Annotated in this window: 14 protein-coding genes and 2 tRNA genes; 5 read left to right on the top strand and 11 right to left on the bottom strand. The window is 52.2% G+C overall.

What is annotated here, in order from left to right:
- Positions 1 to 20 precede the first annotated feature (20 nt).
- Complete coding sequence (locus HW115_RS10675; protein ID WP_178932723.1) at positions 21 to 1,691, top strand: arylsulfatase; 1,671 nt, start codon at positions 21 to 23, stop codon at positions 1,689 to 1,691.
- A gap of 171 nt (positions 1,692 to 1,862) precedes the next feature.
- On the opposite strand, the gene HW115_RS10670 is transcribed toward HW115_RS10675, so the two are convergent.
- The 4 genes from HW115_RS10670 to HW115_RS10655 all read right to left on the bottom strand — a co-directional run bounded on the left by HW115_RS10670 (position 1,863) and on the right by HW115_RS10655 (position 5,912).
- Positions 1,863 to 2,792 (bottom strand): putative selenate ABC transporter substrate-binding protein, encoded by a 930-nt coding sequence (locus HW115_RS10670; RefSeq protein ID WP_178932721.1) that lies wholly within the window; start codon positions 2,790 to 2,792, stop codon positions 1,863 to 1,865.
- 126 nt (positions 2,793 to 2,918) lie between these two features.
- Complete coding sequence (locus HW115_RS10665) at positions 2,919 to 4,037, bottom strand: ABC transporter permease (RefSeq protein WP_178932719.1); 1,119 nt, start codon at positions 4,035 to 4,037, stop codon at positions 2,919 to 2,921.
- A complete protein-coding gene (locus HW115_RS10660; RefSeq protein ID WP_227021434.1) occupies positions 4,034 to 4,951 on the bottom strand; it encodes an ABC transporter ATP-binding protein in 918 nt (305 codons plus the stop codon). Before HW115_RS10660 ends, HW115_RS10665 begins: the two co-directional genes overlap by 4 nt.
- Positions 4,944 to 5,912, bottom strand: a complete 969-nt coding sequence (locus HW115_RS10655; protein WP_178932717.1) for an HlyD family secretion protein — start codon at positions 5,910 to 5,912, stop codon at positions 4,944 to 4,946. Before HW115_RS10655 ends, HW115_RS10660 begins: the two co-directional genes overlap by 8 nt.
- Positions 5,913 to 6,161: 249 nt before the next feature.
- On the opposite strand from HW115_RS10655, the gene HW115_RS10650 reads away from it, so the two are divergent.
- Positions 6,162 to 8,114, top strand: coding sequence for a hypothetical protein (locus HW115_RS10650; RefSeq protein ID WP_178932715.1), 1,953 nt, complete (start codon positions 6,162 to 6,164; stop codon positions 8,112 to 8,114).
- A gap of 88 nt (positions 8,115 to 8,202) precedes the next feature.
- On the top strand, positions 8,203 to 9,534 hold the full coding sequence (locus tag HW115_RS10645; protein ID WP_178932713.1) for a dicarboxylate/amino acid:cation symporter: 1,332 nt from the start codon (positions 8,203 to 8,205) through the stop codon (positions 9,532 to 9,534).
- Here the strand turns inward: HW115_RS10645 and gltS are convergent.
- Together gltS and HW115_RS10635 are read right to left on the bottom strand one after the other, a co-directional pair.
- Positions 9,531 to 10,757: a sodium/glutamate symporter gene (gltS, locus tag HW115_RS10640; protein ID WP_178932711.1), complete on the bottom strand. Its 1,227-nt coding sequence runs from the start codon at positions 10,755 to 10,757 to the stop codon at positions 9,531 to 9,533. The genes HW115_RS10645 and gltS overlap by 4 nt on opposite strands.
- A gap of 70 nt (positions 10,758 to 10,827) precedes the next feature.
- Positions 10,828 to 10,915 (bottom strand) — tRNA-Ser (locus tag HW115_RS10635).
- Positions 10,916 to 11,126: 211 nt separating this feature from the next.
- On the opposite strand from HW115_RS10635, the gene fabD reads away from it, so the two are divergent.
- Positions 11,127 to 12,053 carry an ACP S-malonyltransferase gene (fabD, locus tag HW115_RS10630; RefSeq protein WP_178932709.1) on the top strand — a complete coding sequence of 309 codons (927 nt, stop codon included), beginning with the start codon at positions 11,127 to 11,129 and terminating at the stop codon, positions 12,051 to 12,053.
- A gap of 115 nt (positions 12,054 to 12,168) precedes the next feature.
- A tRNA-Asp gene (locus HW115_RS10625) sits at positions 12,169 to 12,245 on the top strand.
- 159 nt (positions 12,246 to 12,404) lie between these two features.
- Here the strand turns inward: HW115_RS10625 and HW115_RS10620 are convergent.
- From HW115_RS10620 to rho, 5 genes are all read right to left on the bottom strand, one after another.
- The gene (locus tag HW115_RS10620) at positions 12,405 to 13,058 is read right to left on the bottom strand and encodes a metallophosphoesterase family protein (protein ID WP_178932707.1); all 654 of its coding nucleotides are present in this window, start codon (positions 13,056 to 13,058) and stop codon (positions 12,405 to 12,407) included.
- Between the two features lie 72 nt (positions 13,059 to 13,130).
- Entirely contained in the window at positions 13,131 to 13,802 is a 672-nt protein-coding gene (locus tag HW115_RS10615; RefSeq protein ID WP_178932705.1) for a phospholipase D-like domain-containing protein, read from the bottom strand.
- Positions 13,803 to 14,014: 212 nt separating this feature from the next.
- Complete coding sequence (locus tag HW115_RS10610) at positions 14,015 to 14,446, bottom strand: ribosomal maturation YjgA family protein (protein WP_178932704.1); 432 nt, start codon at positions 14,444 to 14,446, stop codon at positions 14,015 to 14,017.
- A gap of 33 nt (positions 14,447 to 14,479) precedes the next feature.
- A complete protein-coding gene (lepA, locus tag HW115_RS10605) occupies positions 14,480 to 16,276 on the bottom strand; it encodes a translation elongation factor 4 (RefSeq protein ID WP_178932702.1) in 1,797 nt (598 codons plus the stop codon).
- Positions 16,277 to 16,366: 90 nt separating this feature from the next.
- Positions 16,367 to 18,181 carry a transcription termination factor Rho gene (gene rho / locus HW115_RS10600; protein WP_178932701.1) on the bottom strand — a complete coding sequence of 605 codons (1,815 nt, stop codon included), beginning with the start codon at positions 18,179 to 18,181 and terminating at the stop codon, positions 16,367 to 16,369.
- Between the last annotated feature and the right edge of the window lie 104 nt (positions 18,182 to 18,285).

Here is an 18,285-nt window from a genome sequence, read left to right as displayed (position 1 = left end):
GATCTATGTTCGGGATTAATATGAATACAAATCCCTACCTTCTTTTCAGAAACTGTCATTTTCTAGCAATAGCAGCCGCACTGTTCATATGTTCCGGAATTGTTTGTAATTCGAGTCTTTCTGCTGAGAGTAAGCCCAACATTCTTTTGATCGCCGTAGATGATATGGGGTATTCTGATATCTCTCCTTTCGGGGGGGAGATTGCCACACCTAATCTGGATGCTCTGGCGAATCAGGGGGTGAAATTTACCAATTTCTATGCCGGTCCTAGTTGTTCCGCTACACGTTCCATGTTGTTAACCGGGCATGATAATCACGTTGCTGGCCTTGGTAACATGTATGAACGTTTATCGGAAAACCAGAAGGGAAAGCCAGGTTACGAGGGGAGTCTCAATGAACGGGTAATATCAGTGGCGAGTATCTTAAAAAAAGCACAGTATCACACATACATGGCTGGAAAGTGGCACCTAGGTCATACGCCTGAGCAAGATCCCTCTAAACGGGGTTTTAGCCGCTCCTTCACCCTCTTACAAGGGGGGGCGAGTCATTTTGATGACGAGTGGATGATGTACGCTAGCTACACCCCCACCTATCGTGAGGATGGTGTGCGTACTAGGGTCCCCAAGGGTTTTTACTCAACCGAGTTCTACACAAATCAAATCATAAAATACATCGATGAACAAAAAGACTCTAAACCCTTTTTCGCCTATCTTGCCTACACTGCTCCCCATGACCCTCTTCATGTTCCCGATAAGTGGCTGGAGCATGGGAAGGGGGATTACGAAAAGGGCTATAATCAACTGAGAAAGCAGCGTTTGGCTCGTATGAAAGCAATGGGGATTCTTCCCAAAGGCGCTGACTTGGGTCCTTGGGTCAAAGGAATTCCTACGTGGAAAGAGTTAAGCCATGAACAAAAGAAACATGAAATTCGCCGGATGGAAATTTACGCAGCAATGGTGAATAATATCGACCACCATGTCGGTCGCGTTATAGATTATTTGGAAAAGTCTGGGAAACGAGAAAACACCCTGATCTTATTTTTCTCAGATAATGGAGCCAATGGTTTTGAGATGCATATGTATCCTGGAACCGATGAGGCCTGGGTTGAGAGGAATTCTGATAATCGAATTGAAAACTGGGGCAAGCGTGCTTCCAGAATTGCTCAAGGCCCGGGATGGGCTCAGGCGAGTTCAACCCCCTTTCATCTCTACAAGCATTACCTGGCTGAGGGAGGCATTCGGTCTCCACTTATTATCAGTGGTCCCGGCGTGGCCTTTAAGGGGGAGACTGTACACGCGGTGAGTCATGTTATGGATTTGGCTCCGACTTTTATGGAACTTGCAGGGACCTCATATCCTAAAACACATGAGGGAGAGAAAATGGAACAGCCCTTGGGTAAATCCCTTGTATCCTTTTTATCCAAAGATAAGCCTTTCATCTACGGTCCAAATGATCCATTGGGCTGGGAATATAATGATCTCAAAGCTATTCGTATGGGTAACTATAAGGCATCTTGGGCTGTGAAACCCTATGGAACCGAGAAATGGCAAGTGTATGACCTCAGTAAAGACCCTGGTGAAAGTATCGATATTTCAGGGAAGGATCCCGAACTTACAAAACGGCTTATTGAAGCCTATGACAATTTCGCTCAAAGGGTCGGTGTTATCCCATTAGAAGCCGCGACAAAGTAGAAGTTTTTTTTGTGATGTCGAATGCTTTCAAGCTCGTCCTCACGTCACGCCATAAAGGCATGATTCTTGCATTTCTATCTGGAGTTAATCAATCTCAATTACATCAGTAACAAAAAAGAACCCACGCCCGAAGATGTGGGTTCTGTGATGTAAAAAGTGTTCGTGGCTCGTTTACTTGAGTTTCACCTTCTTCATGACATCGGCGATGCCCTGGAATGTGCTGTTGTCCACTTTGACAAATTGTTTGCGGTCGAAGGCTTTTAAAACCGCAGGGTCTTTGCATTCAAGCAGAGCTGTTTGCAGTTTGTCGGTGAATCCTTCGCCGAAGGTTTTGTCCAGATCACCGTGCGCGGTGAAGTTGTAGTCGGCATAGGGTGGAGTCTCCCAGATGACCAGACACTTTGCGGGGTCGATTTTCTTCTCCGCAACCATGCGGTCGTAAGTGCTGTAGTTCATGGCGCCTGTTTGGAAGACACCATTCTGAACTTGGATGGCGGTTTTATCATGCGCTCCTGAGAAACCAGGCTTCTGGCTGAAGAAATCGAGCGGCCCTTTACCGCTATTCTCCAGAATGAAGAAGGCGGGCATGATGCATCCCGAGGTCGAGCCGGAGCTGCCGAAGGTAAAGGTCATGTTGCCAATCCCTTTCGGGAATTCATCCGATTTGGTCAGGCCGGTGGATGCATTGGCAATGAAGTAGGATTTGAATTCGAGGTCCTTGGCTCCCGCAACGAGAGCTCGTGAGCCTTTGATCGCGTCACGGGCTTGCACTCCACTGACGCCGCCGAACCAGGCAAGCTGGATGTCGCCGTTTTCAAACTTATCCACCGATGCAGCATAATCGCTGGAGGGAACAAATTCGAAAGTGACGCCAAGCTGTTTGGATAGCCATTTTGCGGCCGGGGCATAGCGTTCGGTTTGGGCGGTGGTGTCTTGGTCGGGGATGGCTGAGAAGCGGAGCACTTTTTGGCTTGTTGCTTCGGCTGTTGTGCCCGTGGTCTCCGTGGATTCCTGTTTGGGTTTGCAGCTGCTGAACAAAGCTCCTGCGGCAAGGCTTGCTGCCAGGAGAGATGTCGGGGTAAGTTGGAACGTTGTGTTCATGGTGGTAGTTTGGTTTGTGTTGAAGACGCCCGCATCAGGGGATGCGAGGATTCACAAATCACCAGATAGCAACATGGGGAGACTGTCTAGTAAAAAGCCTGTGTATGACGGGTTGGCTCAAGTCCATTAATCCAATCTCTGACGAAACCTCAGAATGGCAAGGCTGAGCGTGACGATGAAAAATCCAGCCAAAAAGCGCATGTCCGCTTGGATGCCACTCCATTCGGCATCGCGCAGAATGATCCCCCGAATGATGCGCATGAAGTGAGTCATCGGGAGCAGTTCGGCAAGTTTCTGGGCAAGCACCGGCATGCCCTGATAGGGAAACATAAAACCGGATAAGAGAATGGATGGGAGAAAGATGAAGATAAACAATTGCATTGCTCCCATCTGATTCGGAGCAATGGTTGATAGTAGCAGGCCGAGCCCAAGGTTGGCGAAAATGAAAAGAAGGCAGCTGGTGATTAATAAAATCCAACTGCCTGAGACGGGCACCTGAAAAAGCAGTTGTCCGAGCCAAAGGATGATCCCCATTTGAATCAAGCCAATGAACACATACGGAATGAGTTTTCCTAACATGAGTTCAACCGTGTGGACAGGAGTGGCAATCAGGAGCTCCATATTGCCTCTTTCCCGTTCTCTTACGATGGCGATCGCGGTGAACATGACCATGGTCATGGTTAGGATTAATCCGAGCAGGCCGGGCACGGTATTGAGCTCGGATCGTTGAGCTGGGTTGTAGAGCAACGTGACTGAAATATCTCCCGGGTTGTGGGTGAAGGATGAGACGCCGCCGGGGATGAAGGGGAAGTGCCCCAGCGATTTGAGAGCGCTGGCCATGACGGTATCCGAGCCGTCGACGATGAGTTGGGCGACGGCTTCCTTGTCCTCGGCGTAATACCGTCGTTCACTGTCTTGCGGAATGTAGAGGCCGGCGGAAACTTCACCGTTGCGGACCATGGAATGCAGCGTTTCCGGGTGATCGACATAGGAAGAAATCGTCACCACTTGGGAGGCCTGAACATCCTCTGCTAGTTGGCGGGAGAATGAGGATGCACTGTGGTCGCAGACAGCAATAGGAATGTTGCGGACTTTGGTGTTGATTGAATATCCGAACATCAACAGTTGCATCAACGGAATGATGACGACCATGGCGAAGGTGAGTCGGTCACGCCGAAGCTGGGTGATCTCCTTAATACAGATGGCCCAGATCCGGGCCAGTGAAAAACCAACTCCGGACCTCATGCCCGTCTCCCTTCGCTGGTGGCTTGGACAAAGACATCTTCGATACTTGCGGCAACCGGCTCCACCGACATGCCAGACGGGAGAACCTCCAAGATGTCATGGCGGGCTGAATTTTTGGTGCTTAGCACCCTGAGGGCGATGCCAACCTGACTGACGTGGCTCACGCTGTCGAGCGCAGCCAAGACTGGAACCATCGGGGTGACTTCTCCTCCTTTGACCTCAAGCACTTGGTTGGGGAGGCTCTGCTTTAACGCCATGACTGCTCCGTCTGCTACGATTCGACCCTGATTCATGATCGTCAGGTGATGGCATCGCTCGGCTTCATCCATGAGATGGGTGGACACCAGAAGGGTGGTTCCTTGTTGGGCGAGATTAAAAAAGTGTTCCCACATTTCCCGGCGGGTGTTCGGGTCGACTTCGGAGGTCGGTTCGTCGAGAATCAGGAGTTCGGGTTGAGTCAGGACTGCTGCGGCCAGGGCAATGCGCCGTTTTTGCCCTCCCGACATCGGACCAACGCGTTGATGGGTCAGAGGCTCCAAGTTAAATTGTTCAAGTACTTCGCTGATTCTTTCGCGGCGGCGCTGGCGTTTCATACCGTGGACTTGGCATAAAAAACGCATGTTTTCACGAACTGTCATATCTTCGTAAAGAGAAAAGCGCTGGGTCATATAGCCAACATGGCGGCGAACGATGGCTGCTTGTTCCGGAACGGGCATGCCGAGTACGCTAATGTTTCCCCGGGATGCTTGCATCAGCCCACACATCATTCGGATGGCGGTTGTTTTTCCCGACCCGTTTGGCCCCAGAAAACCATGCACCTGACCACGGCGGATCGACATGTCGATCCCGTCCACAGCGGTCAAGGCTCCAAACTGTTTGGTTAGCCCTTCAACGGTTATGACAACATCATTCATGTGGCTCAAGCATTCGAACGGGCAGACCAAGTGGAAAATCTTTGGCTATTTCAGGATCAAGATCGATTTCCGTAACATAGGAAAGTCGGGAGCGGTCTTCCTCGGAAAGGGTATAATAGGGCGTAAACGATGCGTTGGATTCAATATGCCTGACCGTTCCTTGGATGGGCTGCTCTCTTCCGTCCACCATGATGTCGACCTGGTCGCCAGCTTTAATCCGGCTAAGCCAAGGAGCGGGAAGGTAGACACGGGCCCACGGGGCCTTACCCGCTAGGATGGTTGAAACGACGGCTCCAACCGGTGGTTTGTCACCGAGTTTGAATGGCAGGCTGTCCAAAAGCCCGGCCCGTTCCGCCGTCACGGTGTAGCGACTAAGTTGTTCTTTGGCGTGATTGAGTTCGGCCTGAGCTGCGGCGAGGTGTGATTTTGCCTGTTCAATTTCCTCCTTGCGGTAGCCTTTTTTGAGCATGTTGAGTTGTTCCTTGGCTGCTTGTTCCTTGGCCTGGGACTGGGCGTAGGCATTGGCGCTCAGGTTGACCTCACGTTGGCTGACGGCGGTGCTGTCCTTGAGTTCTTGTTTCCGTTGGTATTCGATCTCCATCGCTTTTCGGTTGGCCTGTGCTCCCTCGAACTCGGCTTGTGCTCGCGCGATTTCTTCACTGCGGTAACCGTGTTGAAGCTGTTGAAGGTTCCATGATGCTTGCTCCATATTGGCCCTCAGTCTGGCAACCTGGGCTTCTTGAACCCGGGTGTCCAGTTTGAGGATTTTTTGTCCACGCTCAACGGGTTCACCTTCCTTGGCGTATATTTCAACGATGGTTTCGGAGTCAACAGCCCGCCCGTTGATTCGGTCCCATTCCAAGGTTCCCAGAGCTTCTTCGCGTTGTTTCGAACACGACGGACCGATCAGCATGAGTAGGGATAGTCCGCCAAGTAGATAGGGAATGGAAAACGACATCATTGCATTGATCATAAAATCACGAAAGGGTCAGGTAAATGATAAAAAATTATCGCTGATGGTGAGTTTGAAATCGTTGAGTGATTGATAAACAATGGTTTAGGCGGTGGTGAGGTGGGGCGCAGCTTTGTTGTGAAAATAGTTAAGATGGCTGAAAAATGCAGATGTGGGTGGTCGTATTGCAGGTAACGGAAGCTGCCGAATGCTTGCCTGTCGAATGCCGGAGAGCGGCGTAGCGAAAGATCACACATCATGAGAGCGTTAAACATTCATTGGAAACACATGATCGTCCCTTCAGGGATTGTTCTGGTTTCGATTTGGACGCTTTATCTTGGTGCGGTAGCCATATTTAAGCCTGTTCAGAAAGACGGGAGTGATGAGCTCTCGAGCTCTGTGCGTGCGCGGTCATCTTCGACGGTGTTTCATGGTCGTCCGGCATCCTCCGAGCCCCTTGAAGTTCGGACACGGAGTGGGAAGCATGGAGGCGGTCCCTCCAAGGAGCCTGAGGCGGGAAAAAAAGCAACGGGGGCTAAGCCAAAAGCGGGAAAACAAGTGGCAAAAGCTTCACCGAAAGATTCTCAAAACGGAGCAAAAGGGAAAGCCAAGCCTGTTGCTGTAGCAAAGCGCCCCACACTTAAGCCCTCGGCAGCCGTGGCCAAGCACGGTCAGGATGCCAGAATGATGCTTCGTGAGAGCATCATGACCGAGGCTTTTTCTTTGGCCATGAAAAGTGAAAAGCCATGGCAGAATCTGATCGCCGTGGGTAAGGTGCAATATAGTCAGGGGCAAAAAGACGCTGCACGGGATATTTTATTGATGGCTGAAAAGATGGCAGCAGATCCCGACGATAGCCAAAAATCATCGATTGCGGTCAGAGAAGTTGTCAAGGTGATGCTGGCTCAACGACTGAATGATGAAGCCACGGCGGCATTGCAGAATATTCAAAACCCCTATGAACGGGAGCGAGCCATTTCCGAAGTGGCCGCGTGGTCGGCTAGACAGGGGAGGGTGGATATTGCCAGAAACCTCGTTGGTCAGATCATCAATGCCGGTGCCCGAGATGTGGCTTTGGTTGCGATTGCGGAAAGTGAAGCGTCTTTTGAAGGTGGCTCGTTGGCCATGCAGACCGTCAGCACCATCGTCAATCTGAATAAAAAGGATGATGCCTACAGACGTATTGCGATGAAACGCGCCGTCCAGAAAGATTTTATCCAGGCCGAGCAGTCGGTACAACTGATTCGAAATGACCGTGTAAAAAATGCAACGCTGGCTTCTCTCGCCCGCTACCGTGTGCGCTCTGGTGACTCCCTCGGCGGTATGAACTTGTTGCAGAGGATCACGGACCCCACTCTCGAGGATACAACACTCAGAGAGTTATCGGCTGAGTTGGCCCGCGTGGGCCGGTTCTCGATTAGTGAGTATGTGAGCAGCCGAATCCGCGGAGATTCTGAAAAATCGTATGCGCTCGAGACCCTCTCGGTAGAGCTCGCTCGCTCAGGAGATTTGAGCCGATCACTGGTCAGCACCTCCTCGATCCCTGTTAAATCAGTAAGAGAGCGGGCGCTGCGCTCGGTTTCTACCGTAACCGCTGATATCGGGAGTCCGGGCCTGGCCCGTAACGTCGCATTGCGTATCCATTCCGAACGTGAACGGAACCGGGCGTATCGTGGGATTGCTCAGGCCGCCGCAGCTGATGGAGACCATTTGAGTGCCTACAATACCTTGCAAGAGATTGATCGTCCCGACGAAAAAGCTCTCGCTCTCGTATCAATGGCGAGAATGAGGCAAAAACAAGGAGACAGCCGCCAGGCATTGTCGATGTTGGAGGATGCCGGCCGTGCGGCCGACCTGGTTTCCTCGATTGCGACTCTGGATCGTATCCAATCGGATCTCGCCGTGGCATATGCTGAACGCCGGGATGCGAGCACCTCCATGTTTTTGGCCGAAAAAATCAATAGCCTGAGTCGCCGTGATGCCACCTATGGGTATCTTGCAAGGACTTTGGTAGGCAAGCTGGATGTGACCGGCGCCCAGCAATCAGTGCAAGCGATCACTTCTGAAAAGCTGCGCCTGAAGGCAGAGGATGACGTGGCGAGGTCCTTGGCCCAGCGAATCAAGCCTCAAGAAGCATTGAGCCGTGCCAGATCGTTAGGCTCGAGCCGACAAAGGATCATTTTTTTGTTGGAAGTTTCCCGGAAGACCTGAAGCTTGCTTTTTTGTTGAGTGACATGACCTGTCATGAGGTGGGCTTTTACTATTTCCTCGGGAGTCATCTTGCGTTAGGGTCGCCAGCATGAAAAAACTTGCAGCACACTGGCAGATACTGATCGCTTTGTTATTGGCCACTCTGTTGGCCTCAGGATTCAGGGCCCTTGATGGGATCTTCGCTGAAGATGATTGGGGGAGGGGGGTGATGTTGAACACGATCACCGTTTGTGGTTTTGTCGGAGGGCTTTTTATTCAGGCTTTGAAAATGATCATCGTGCCCTTGGTGATGAGTGCGATTATTTCGGGGATCGCGAGTCTTGGTGGCGTGGAAGGGTTTGGCCGCCTTGGGTTGAAGACCGTTGGTTTTTATATGACCACGACTTTTTTTGCTGTGCTGGTCGGCTTGTTGTTGGTCAATACCATTCAGCCCGGCTTAAGCGGAGGGGAACCGGATTTAGAGATTCGTGCGGCGTTGGAGCAACAGGCTGCCGGTGCTTCGGATGAAGAAAAAGAAAAGGTGGCCGTCGCCGGAGAAAAAAAAGCAGGTGATTTTGCCGATCTCTTTAAAAAGATGATCCCTCCTAACGTGGTCCAGGCGGCATCAAATAACGGCCAGTTGTTGGGCTTGATTTTTTTCTCCATCCTCTTTGCTGTGGCGATGACTCAATTGCCGGTTGATAGGATGTCGCCCTTATCAGGGAGTATTCAGGGGATCTACGACGTGATGATTCGGGTTACGCAGTGGATCATGGCCTTGGCCCCGATCGGAGTATTTGGATTGATGGTGCCCACGATCTATGAAAGTGGCGTGGAGTTGTTTGTGGTACTCGGGAAATATTTTGGCACTGTGGTCGTAGCTCTGGGCTTGCATCTGTTTGTTGTGATGCCTCTGGTCTTGAAATACATCGGAAAGATCGACCCGCTGGCCCATTTCCGTGGAATGCGCATGGCATTGCTCACGGCATTTTCCACGGCATCGTCGTCGGCTACACTTCCTGAGACAATGCATTGTATCCAAAATAATGCCGGCGTTTCAAAAAGGATCTCGAGTTTTACTTTGCCGCTTGGGGCGACGGTGAACATGGATGGAACGGCTCTCTATGAATGTGTCGCGGTGTTGTTTGTTGCCCAAGTTATGGGGGAGAACTTTGGTTTGGCTGCCCAGTTTGCTGTGGTGGTGACCGCCTTGTTGACGAGCATCGGCGTCGCCGGTGTGCCGTCGGCCAGTTTGGTCGCAATTCTCCTGATCTTGAATAGTTCGGGTGTGAAAAATGCGGATATGGCAGTGGTGGCCCTCCTCTCCGTGGACCGTTTGCTCGATATGAGTAGGACCGCGGTCAATGTGTTTGGGGACTCCTGTGCGGCCGTCTGCATTGCCCGCTCAGAGGGTGAGGCGATTTACGCCACGAGCGATTAAAATTTACCGAGGAAATAGGGGATGAGCACGGCATTGGCGAGGTCGATGAAAAAGGCACAGACCAAGGGCACAATGATAAAGGCCAGGTGGGATGCTCCGTAGCGTTTGGCTACGGCAGACATGTTGGCCATCGCGGTCGGAGTGGATCCGAGCGAGATTCCCCCGAAACCTGCACAGACAACCGCGGCATCGTAGTTTTTGCCCATGGCTGGGAACACAACGAACAGGTTGATCAAAATGGCAATCACGAATTGGGCTGCAAGGATGGTGAAAATGGGTCCGGCCAGCTCAAACAAAGTCCAGAGCTGCATGCTCATCAGTGACATGGCGAGGAAGGTTCCGAGTGAAATATCGGCAACCATGGCCATGGCTGGTTTGCGGGCGGGCCAAGCGGTTCCCGTGATCCGAGGGAGGCCTTTGGGCGTGAGGTTGGTGACGAGGATGCCAGCAAAGAGACAGCTGACAAAGAGAGGGAGGTCCAGCCCGAGTTGGCCTATTCCTTGATTGATGAAGTACCCTAGGACGAGACAGACGTGAATGGCGAGAATGGCATCGAGGAAATCCATATAATCGACGCGTTTATCCTCTATTTGATCATTGGTGACTCCCACCTCGAGTTGTTCATCGGTATTTCCTTTGAGTTGATGTTTTTTGATGAGAAATTTGGCGATAGGGCCACCCATCAAACTGGCCAAAATCAAGCCGAAGGTGGCACAGGCGACACCGATCTCCATAGCATTTTCGATCTGATGGCTTTCCGCAATCTTGGGTGCCCAGGCAATGGCGGTGCCGTGGCCTCCGATCAGGGAGACGGAGCCTCCAAGCATGCCCACCGCTCCAGAAAGACCGAACAGGCTGGCAACCGTAATCCCGGTTAAGTTTTGAATCACCATGTAGCCAATGGTGATAAGGAGGAGGATGATCAGAGGCTTGCCTCCCTTGAGCAGGTCTTTCAGGCTCGCATTGATACCAATGGTGGTAAAAAAGTATACCAGTAAGCCGTCGCGTGCCGCCATGTCAAATTCAACGGCAACGTCGAAGGTGAAGTAAATGAGCGCAATGGTTACGGAGATCAAAAGACCTCCGGAAACCGGTGTGGGGATGCTGAATTCTTTCAATAGCTTGGATGCCCCGTTGATCCTCCGTCCGATGAAAAGGACGAGAATACCGAGGGTGACAGAAAGAAACGAGTCAACATAGAGGGTGCTGTCTGCAAAAGTCATGGCTGAGTATGTTGTGAGTGTAAGCTCTATAAATGCCAGACGCCAGCATATCCTGAGATATGCTGGCGTCTGGCAGAGAGGGTGGGATTCGAACCCACGAAGCCTTGCGGCTTGCCGGTTTTCAAGACCGGTGCATTCAACCACTCTGCCACCTCTCCATTGCTTTGATTCCGTCCCATTGCCGGGCTGAATCAGATCAAAATCATGATGATTTGTCGATCAGACGTCTGGCGGGAGTTTCCTCCTGCCGCAGAGCGATGGGAAATTCACCTAAAACGGGAGATTTGGCAAGTTTAGTTTTTGAAGAAATGGTAAGTATTTTCTGTAAGGCTTGCGTGTCGCATGGGGATGGTCTAAAGCGGATGCGTTATGAACAACGTTGTATTCTTATTTTCCGGACAGGGAGCTCAAAAAGTGGGTATGGGTGAGGATCTGGCCAAGGCCTATCCTGTTGCCCAAAAACTTTTTGAACAAGCCGATGCGGCTTTGGATTTCTCACTCAGCGAGGTGATGTTTTCCGGACCCGACGAAGAATTGACCCGGACATCCCGTTGCCAGCCTGCACTCTATGTGCACGGGCTCGCTTGCTTGGCGGTTCTCCAGGAAAAACTACCGGAATTAAAGCCCGCCGCTGCTGCCGGACTTTCATTGGGCGAGTTTACCGCCCACGCCGTGGCCGGAACCTTCGATTTTGAAACCGGACTCTCACTGGTAGCCCAGCGTGGAGCCTTCATGGAAGAAGCTTGTGATGCAACAGATGGCGCCATGGCTGCCATGATTGGTGGCGATGAAGAAGCGGTCGTTCAACTCGCCGCAGATTGCGATGTTGATGTCGCCAACTTCAATGCCATCGGACAGATTGTGCTGTCCGGTAGTGAGGAAGGCATTGATAAGGCCGTAGCCGAAGCCAAAGGCCGGGGGATTCGCATGGGACGCAAGCTGAAGGTTGCCGGTGCGTATCATTCCCGCTTGATGAGCTCAGCCCAGGACAAATTGGCTGGCGTTCTGGCAGAAACCTCATTGGCCGAACCTTCGATCCCCGTGGTTTGTAACTTCGAGGCCCGGAGCGTCTCAGGAGAGGCCGATATCAAGGCCATGCTCGAACAGCAGGTGACTGGATCCGTCCGCTGGACAGCATCGATGCAGCAACTGATTGCCGACGGCTACACGACTTTCGTAGAACTCGGACCAGGCAAGGTTCTGGCTGGCCTCATGGGGCGGATCGATAAGGCCGTAAAGGTCATTTCCATCGAAGATACAGAGAGTCTGGAGGCCGCCGTTGAGGCTCTGAAATAAAAATGCATTTTTTCGCAAAAAAGGTATTGCCATTGGCTGGGTTTCTGACTAGTTTCCGCCCGCCGACGGCGAGCAAGCGAAAGCTAAGCAAGCCTGAAGCGACAACAGCAAGCAAGGGGTGGTAGCTCAGTTGGTTAGAGCGCCGGCCTGTCACGCCGGAGGTCGCGGGTTCGAGTCCCGTCCATCCCGCCACTTGCAAGCAGCCAAAAGCCCGGGTCTACCGGGCTTTTTTGTGCCCTGATGTTCAGGTGCGGTTGCACGCCGGATGGACACCGTAGATTGGGCGACCTTGCCCGGGTCTACACCAAAGTTTGGGGACAAGGCGACCTTGCCCGCTGGTTTCTGGTGGGTTTAGAGTTTTCCCTTGCGAGTTTTCCCTTTTTGGTTGGCCTGCCAATACCGACCTGACTCCACGTCGAGGCATGTCAGCCAACCTTTGTTGCATGCCCAGGTATCGATGCAGATAGCGTGTTCTTCGGCGGTGGGTTTCCCATTTCGCTGAGGCGTGTGGCCACAGATGATGGTTTTTCCTGACATGTGGTGCTCCGTATCGAAAAAACGAAGCCAGTAGAGGGCTTCACCCGGCTGTTCGTCGAGCGTCATATCGGGGATGAGACCAGCATGAACGAAGATGTGATCGTTGGTTTCGTAATAGTCCTGACAGGATTGAAAAAACTCCCAACAGCTGCTGGGAATTTGTGCGAATTCGACCGCACAAAACGAAGTGAGGGTTTCGATACCTCCGTTCAGCAGCCAGTTCATGAGGTCTTCGTCATTGGTGCGGGCATCTTCCATCATGGCCTCATGGTTGCCTTTGAGGGCAATGAGCTTGTGGCTTTTTCTGAGCTCAATAAGGTATTCAATGACCCCTTTCGATTGGGGGCCACGGTCGATGTAATCACCGAGGGTGATCAGCGTGTCCTCCGGTTTCGGGTCTACAAAATCGACCAGTGTCTCAAGGGCCTTGAGACAACCGTGGATATCACCAATGGCGAGATTACGCATAACTAGTATTATCTAGGGGAAGTCAGGGCTCAGGGCGAGGAAAATCTGACAAAAAGAAGGAGCCGGCTGGGCTTAGCCCAATTGCTTCCAGAGCCGCTCGAACTCTTTTTGGAACGCGTGCACGAGCTTGTGCTGATTGGTGACGAGGATGTTCTCGTTGTTTTCTGTGCTGGCAGAGCGGGTCCAATTATAGCTGCCTGTAAGTAACAGATCGGCATCGGCGATGGCAAATTTATGGTGCATGTGCGCCGAGCTTTGGTCATACCTGCACGGGATCCCCAGTTGTTCCAAATACTCGATGTCAGAACCGAGGTCTTCCGATTTCAGATTGTCGGTGATGATTCGGATCTTTAGATTGCGTGACCAGGCGTCTTCCAGCTTTTGAACAATGCGGTTATCGGTCAGAGTGAACAAACAAATATCAAGTGAATGTCTACTTTCGGAAATCAGTCTGCGAATACGGTGAAGGCAATCATCTCCCGGGCTGAAGTAAGCGCTGGATTTAATTTCCATTTCATTGTTGTAGAGAAGTTTGATGACGCCTTGCAGCCAGTCCATGGCGGTGATTTCACCGACTTCTTGCATGGCTTTCGTCGCTAGACGGAACGCGAGTTGACGGACCTTTGCCTGTTCTGCTCGGTTTCCCTGGATGCTTGCAAGCATGGATTTAAGCTCCTTGCGTTCGGATCGAGAAATGGCGAAGTCTTCAAGGGAAGCTTCAAGCGCTTGTTGGATGTCGTTCATTATGTTGGGCGGGGATCCAACACTAGGGTCTATCGAAGGTGGGGGAAAGTAAATATGACGGTTGTTAGTATCGCATGTGTGAGGATGCGACGAGTGGCGGTAATCGATAGAAATTGACCATTCATGCCAAGTGTTGAATCAATCAAGCTGGGGCCCGTTCTTATTCAGTATTGTGGCTCAAACACGGATGGGGTGGTTGTTTTACTGAATGTCTAACTGCGTTTCGTATTTTGTATTGTGAGGTCGATGGCTCCGGCGACGAGGATGCCTGTGGCGTAGCACAGGAGGTCGGACCACAGAAAGCCGTGCCCCAGGATGAGGGCTCCCAATGGATGGTTTCTGATTGGGGTGATCCACTCGGATTGATAGAGCTGGGATAACTCGATGGCGTAAGCAAAGACGAGCGCTCCGGCCGCAAGGTGACGGATTTTAGCACGATGAAAGACCATCCTGATGGACCAATAAACGGCCATGGCCCAGAGCGTGTCGCCCGCGTATTGACCGAGAAACGATGAATGGGGGACGCTAGGTGAGCGGGAGAAGAGACCTAGACCGATGGTGGCAATCAGGATGAGCAGGGCCCAGCATCGGGATGTGGCTCGGGATGTGGCTCGGGATGTGGCACCACGGCGAAGTGCATTCATGATGGAGCGCCTGCTTTGAGAACGGTTCGTGCATCAATCATTCTTCAGCACCTTGATGAAGGCGTCCTGGGGGATGTTGACTTTACCGATGGCCTTCATTTTGGCCTTACCCTTTTTCTGTTTTTCCAGCAGTTTGCGCTTTCGGGAAATATCACCGCCGTAACACTTGGCGGTCACATTTTTGCGCATCGCCGAGATCGATTCCCGGGCGATGATTTTGCCGCCGATGGCAGCCTGCAGGGCCACAACAAACAGTTGTTGAGGAATGACTTCCTTGAGCTTTTTACAGAGCTGCCGACCGTATGGTGCCGCCTTATCTTGGTGCACGATTGAGGCAAAGGCATCCACGGGTTCACTCGCAATAAGAATCTCCATCTTGACCAGTTTACCGGGTTTGTAACCGGCGTGCTCGTAGTCCATTGATCCGTATCCCCGGGTCATGGATTTGAGCTTGTCGTTGAAGTCGATCAGGATTTCAGAGAGTGGCAGAGTGCAGGTCAGCATGACCCGGGTTTCATCGATGGTTTCGGTGTGCTCCATCTCACCTCGTTTTTCCATGACGAGTTTCATAATCTCCCCGATGTAATCGCTGGGGATCATGATGTAGACCCGGACGATCGGCTCACGGATTTCCTGAACCTCCTGGGATTCGGGAAGCATGCAGGGGTTATCGATGAGCAGCTCCTCTCCATTGGTCTTGGTCACCTCGTAGATCACGGATGGGTAGGTGGAAATGATATCCATGTTGAACTCGCGGCGGAGTCGTTCCTGAATGATTTCCATATGCAGGAGACCAAGGAATCCGCAGCGGAAACCAAAGCCCAGGGCCACGGAGGACTCAGACTGCCAGGTGAATGCGGCATCATTGATTTGCAGTTTGCCCATAGCCAGTTTCAGGGCTTCGAAGTCCGAGGACTCTACCGGATAGATCCCGGAGAAGACCATCGGCTGGATTTCCTTGAATCCGTCGAGGGGTTTTGGGCAGGGGTGGGTGTTGTCGGTGATGGTGTCACCAATCTTGACCTCGTCGGCAGATTTCATGTTGGCAATGACGTAGCCGACATCACCGGCCTTGAGTTCGTCACGTTTGCTCATGCCGGGAGTAAAGACCCCAACTTCCTTGATTTCGTAAGTCTTGGTGGTGTGGAACAGCTTGATGCGTGTGCCGCGCTTCATGCTTCCGGAAACGACCCGGACATAAGAAACCACACCTCGGAAATTGTCATAGACGGAGTCGAAGACCGAGGCCCGGAGTAGTCCATCAGCATCTTCGACGGGGGCGGGGACGCGTTCGACCACCGCCTCGAGGATATCTTCGATGCCAATGCCATTTTTAGCAGATGCCGGGATGGCCTCTTCAGCAGGAATACAAATGATGTCCTCCAATTGCTTGTTTACTTTGGGCAGGTCGCAGGACGGTAGGTCGATTTTATTGATGACCGGGATGATGGCGAGATCTTGTTCGTGGGCCAAATGGAGGTTGGCCATGGTTTGAGCCTCCACCCCTTGGGCTGCATCCACAATCAACAGCGCCCCTTCACAAGCGGCCAGAGATCGGGAGACTTCGTATGAGAAGTCGACGTGGCCGGGTGTGTCGAGCAAGTTAAGCTGATAGGTAACACCGTCTTTGGCGGTGTATTCCATGGTGACCGGGTGGGATTTGATGGTGATCCCGCGTTCACGTTCCAGATCCATGGCATCGAGATGCTGGTCCTGTTGTTCGCGTTGGGAGACGGTTTTTGTGTGTTCCAGCAGTCGGTCGGACAGCGTGGTCTTGCCGTGATCGATGTGGGCAATGATCGAGAAATTACGAGTGAGCTCGGTAGACATGGTGGTGGAGTCTGAAAGTCGGTAAGTTGGGAAGCAGGTTGTCCGTGTTGATAATGATTAATCATCTATCACGGATTACCAATCAAGGGATCAGCCTTTGATTTCGAGAAGCATCTGAGCGTTGTTAGGAAAGCGTTTCAGGAAAAACAGGAGACGTTCCATGGCTTCTTCCGGTCGGTGCCCTGCAAGGCCGCGCCGGATCAGGTTGATTTTATGCAAGAGGTGGTCGGCCATGATCAGTTCTTCACGCCGTGTTCCGGATTTGAAAATATCCACGGCGGGATAGATATACTGTTCGGCGATCCGGCGGTCGAGCATGAGCTCCATATTACCGGTGCCTTTGAACTCTTGGAAGATCGCTTCATCGGCGCGGGCGTTGGTTTGCACCAAGGCCGTAGCCAGAATGGTGAGGGAGCCTGCGTTTCGCGTATTGCGGGCTGCTGCGAAAATGCGACGGGGCATTTCCAGTGCTCCGGCGACAATACCTCCGCTTTGATACCCTCGTCCTTTGCCTCCTTTTTTGCCTCCGCCTCGGTTGGCGTTGTTATAGGCACGTGCCAAGCGGGTAATGGAATCCATCAGAACGAGGACATCCTTGCCCCCTTCGACCAGACGTTTGGCCCGTTCGATGCACATTTCAGCAATGCGCGCGTGGTTGCGTGCAGGGTCATCGTTAGAGCTGGCGTAGATTTCGGCGTCAGGCAGTGTCCGTCTAAATTCCGTGACTTCTTCGGGGCGTTCATCGACCAGAAGGATAATCAAGTGGATGGACTCATCGTATTTTTCTCTGATGGCTTCGGCCATATGCAGAAGCAGGGTGGTTTTTCCCGAGCGAGGTGGGGATACAATCAAGCCACGTTGGCCGCGGCCGACCGGGGCGATGATGTCGAGCACCCGGGTGGTGTAACGGTCGGGGGTGGTTTCAAAGGCAATCCTGCGGTTCGGGTTGACGGCTTTGAGTTCTTCAAAATGCGGCAATTTGAACGCTTCCTCGGGCGTGAGTTCGTTGATGGTGTCGATTTTGGTGAGCTGGGGGCCTCGGGGACCTTCCTGGGCGGAACCGTGGATCCAGACGCCAGCACGCAGGCCGTGGGTTCGGATGAAATCCGGTGGCACAAAGACGTCCATTTTGCATTGTTCGAATTTTTTCTCGGGGACGCGCAGGAAGCCAAAGCCTTTGGGGGCCAGTTCGAGCATGCCATTGACCGCTACCGGATCACCGGTGAGAACCACAGGTTTGCGTTCTCGTTTTTGCTTTCCGCGGTTGTTCTGGTTCCGGTTGTTTTGATTGCGATTATTCTGGTTCCGGTTGTTGTTGCGCTTGCCTCGTCCCTGACGTCCCTGACGTCCGTCTTTGGCAGAGGCTTCCGAAGATGCTTGGTCGTCTCTGCTCGAATCGTTTCCTCGGCGTTTGTTTTGGTTTCTCGACTGGGGTGAGCGTTCTTTTTTTCGAATGGGCCCCAAGCCTTTGACCCTGCCCATTTTGGGTGTTTCCTGCTCCTCTGGCGGATGAGAGTTTGCGTTTTCAGCTTGTTTTGGAGCTTGGGGGGGAGCGGGTTGGTCGCTCACCTCTGCATGGTCCTTGACGGGGGGCGTAGTCGCTACCGGGCGGGGTTCCGGGGCAGCTGGAGTAGGGGCACTTGTGGGTGCCGCATCGAGAGGAAGTTCATCCTGAATGATGTTTTTTTCTTGGGGCTTTGCCTTTTTTGCTGCCTTTTTAGCCGTTTTCTTGGCGGCTTTTTTAGCCGTTTTTTTGGCTGCCTTTTTTGCCGCTTTTTTAGCTGTTTTCTTGGCGGCTTTTTTTGCTGCCTTTTTAGCTGCGGGCTTGGCCTCTGAGCTTTCTGCCGGAGTTCCGGTTGAGGTTTTGGGGTCTGGGCTCAGATCCTGTGTGGATGAATCACTCATAAAAATGTAGGGGAAAGGGGAATCAAAAATAAATTTTTGGAGGAAAGGAAAGGGTAGGGTAGGGATGCGTGGGGCTGTTTTGTTGATATCTTGGATAGCGATAT

It is taken from the genome of Oceaniferula marina (genome assembly GCF_013391475.1).
Lineage (GTDB): Bacteria > Verrucomicrobiota > Verrucomicrobiia > Verrucomicrobiales > Akkermansiaceae > Oceaniferula > Oceaniferula marina.
The sequence above is the reverse complement of the archived record's forward strand: the minus strand, read 5'-3'. Positions and strand labels throughout refer to the sequence as shown.

What these genes read in the sequence shown, in the direction of transcription:
- HW115_RS10615 (WP_178932705.1), bottom strand. Translation starts at nt 13,802, where the DNA reads ATGAACGACATCCAACAAGCGCTTGAAGCTTCCCTTGAAGACTTCGCC.
- fabD (WP_178932709.1), top strand. Translation starts at nt 11,127, where the DNA reads ATGAACAACGTTGTATTCTTATTTTCCGGACAGGGAGCTCAAAAAGTG.
- HW115_RS10670 (WP_178932721.1), bottom strand. Translation starts at nt 2,792, where the DNA reads ATGAACACAACGTTCCAACTTACCCCGACATCTCTCCTGGCAGCAAGC.
- HW115_RS10650 (WP_178932715.1), top strand. Translation starts at nt 6,162, where the DNA reads ATGAGAGCGTTAAACATTCATTGGAAACACATGATCGTCCCTTCAGGG.
- HW115_RS10660 (WP_227021434.1), bottom strand. Translation starts at nt 4,951, where the DNA reads ATGAATGATGTTGTCATAACCGTTGAAGGGCTAACCAAACAGTTTGGA.
- HW115_RS10645 (WP_178932713.1), top strand. Translation starts at nt 8,203, where the DNA reads ATGAAAAAACTTGCAGCACACTGGCAGATACTGATCGCTTTGTTATTG.
- HW115_RS10665 (WP_178932719.1), bottom strand. Translation starts at nt 4,037, where the DNA reads ATGAGGTCCGGAGTTGGTTTTTCACTGGCCCGGATCTGGGCCATCTGT.
- HW115_RS10620 (WP_178932707.1), bottom strand. Translation starts at nt 13,058, where the DNA reads ATGCGTAATCTCGCCATTGGTGATATCCACGGTTGTCTCAAGGCCCTT.
- lepA (WP_178932702.1), bottom strand. Translation starts at nt 16,276, where the DNA reads ATGTCTACCGAGCTCACTCGTAATTTCTCGATCATTGCCCACATCGAT.
- gltS (WP_178932711.1), bottom strand. Translation starts at nt 10,757, where the DNA reads ATGACTTTTGCAGACAGCACCCTCTATGTTGACTCGTTTCTTTCTGTC.
- HW115_RS10675 (WP_178932723.1), top strand. Translation starts at nt 21, where the DNA reads ATGAATACAAATCCCTACCTTCTTTTCAGAAACTGTCATTTTCTAGCA.
- HW115_RS10610 (WP_178932704.1), bottom strand. Translation starts at nt 14,446, where the DNA reads ATGAATGCACTTCGCCGTGGTGCCACATCCCGAGCCACATCCCGAGCC.
- rho (WP_178932701.1), bottom strand. Translation starts at nt 18,181, where the DNA reads ATGAGTGATTCATCCACACAGGATCTGAGCCCAGACCCCAAAACCTCA.
- HW115_RS10655 (WP_178932717.1), bottom strand. Translation starts at nt 5,912, where the DNA reads ATGATGTCGTTTTCCATTCCCTATCTACTTGGCGGACTATCCCTACTC.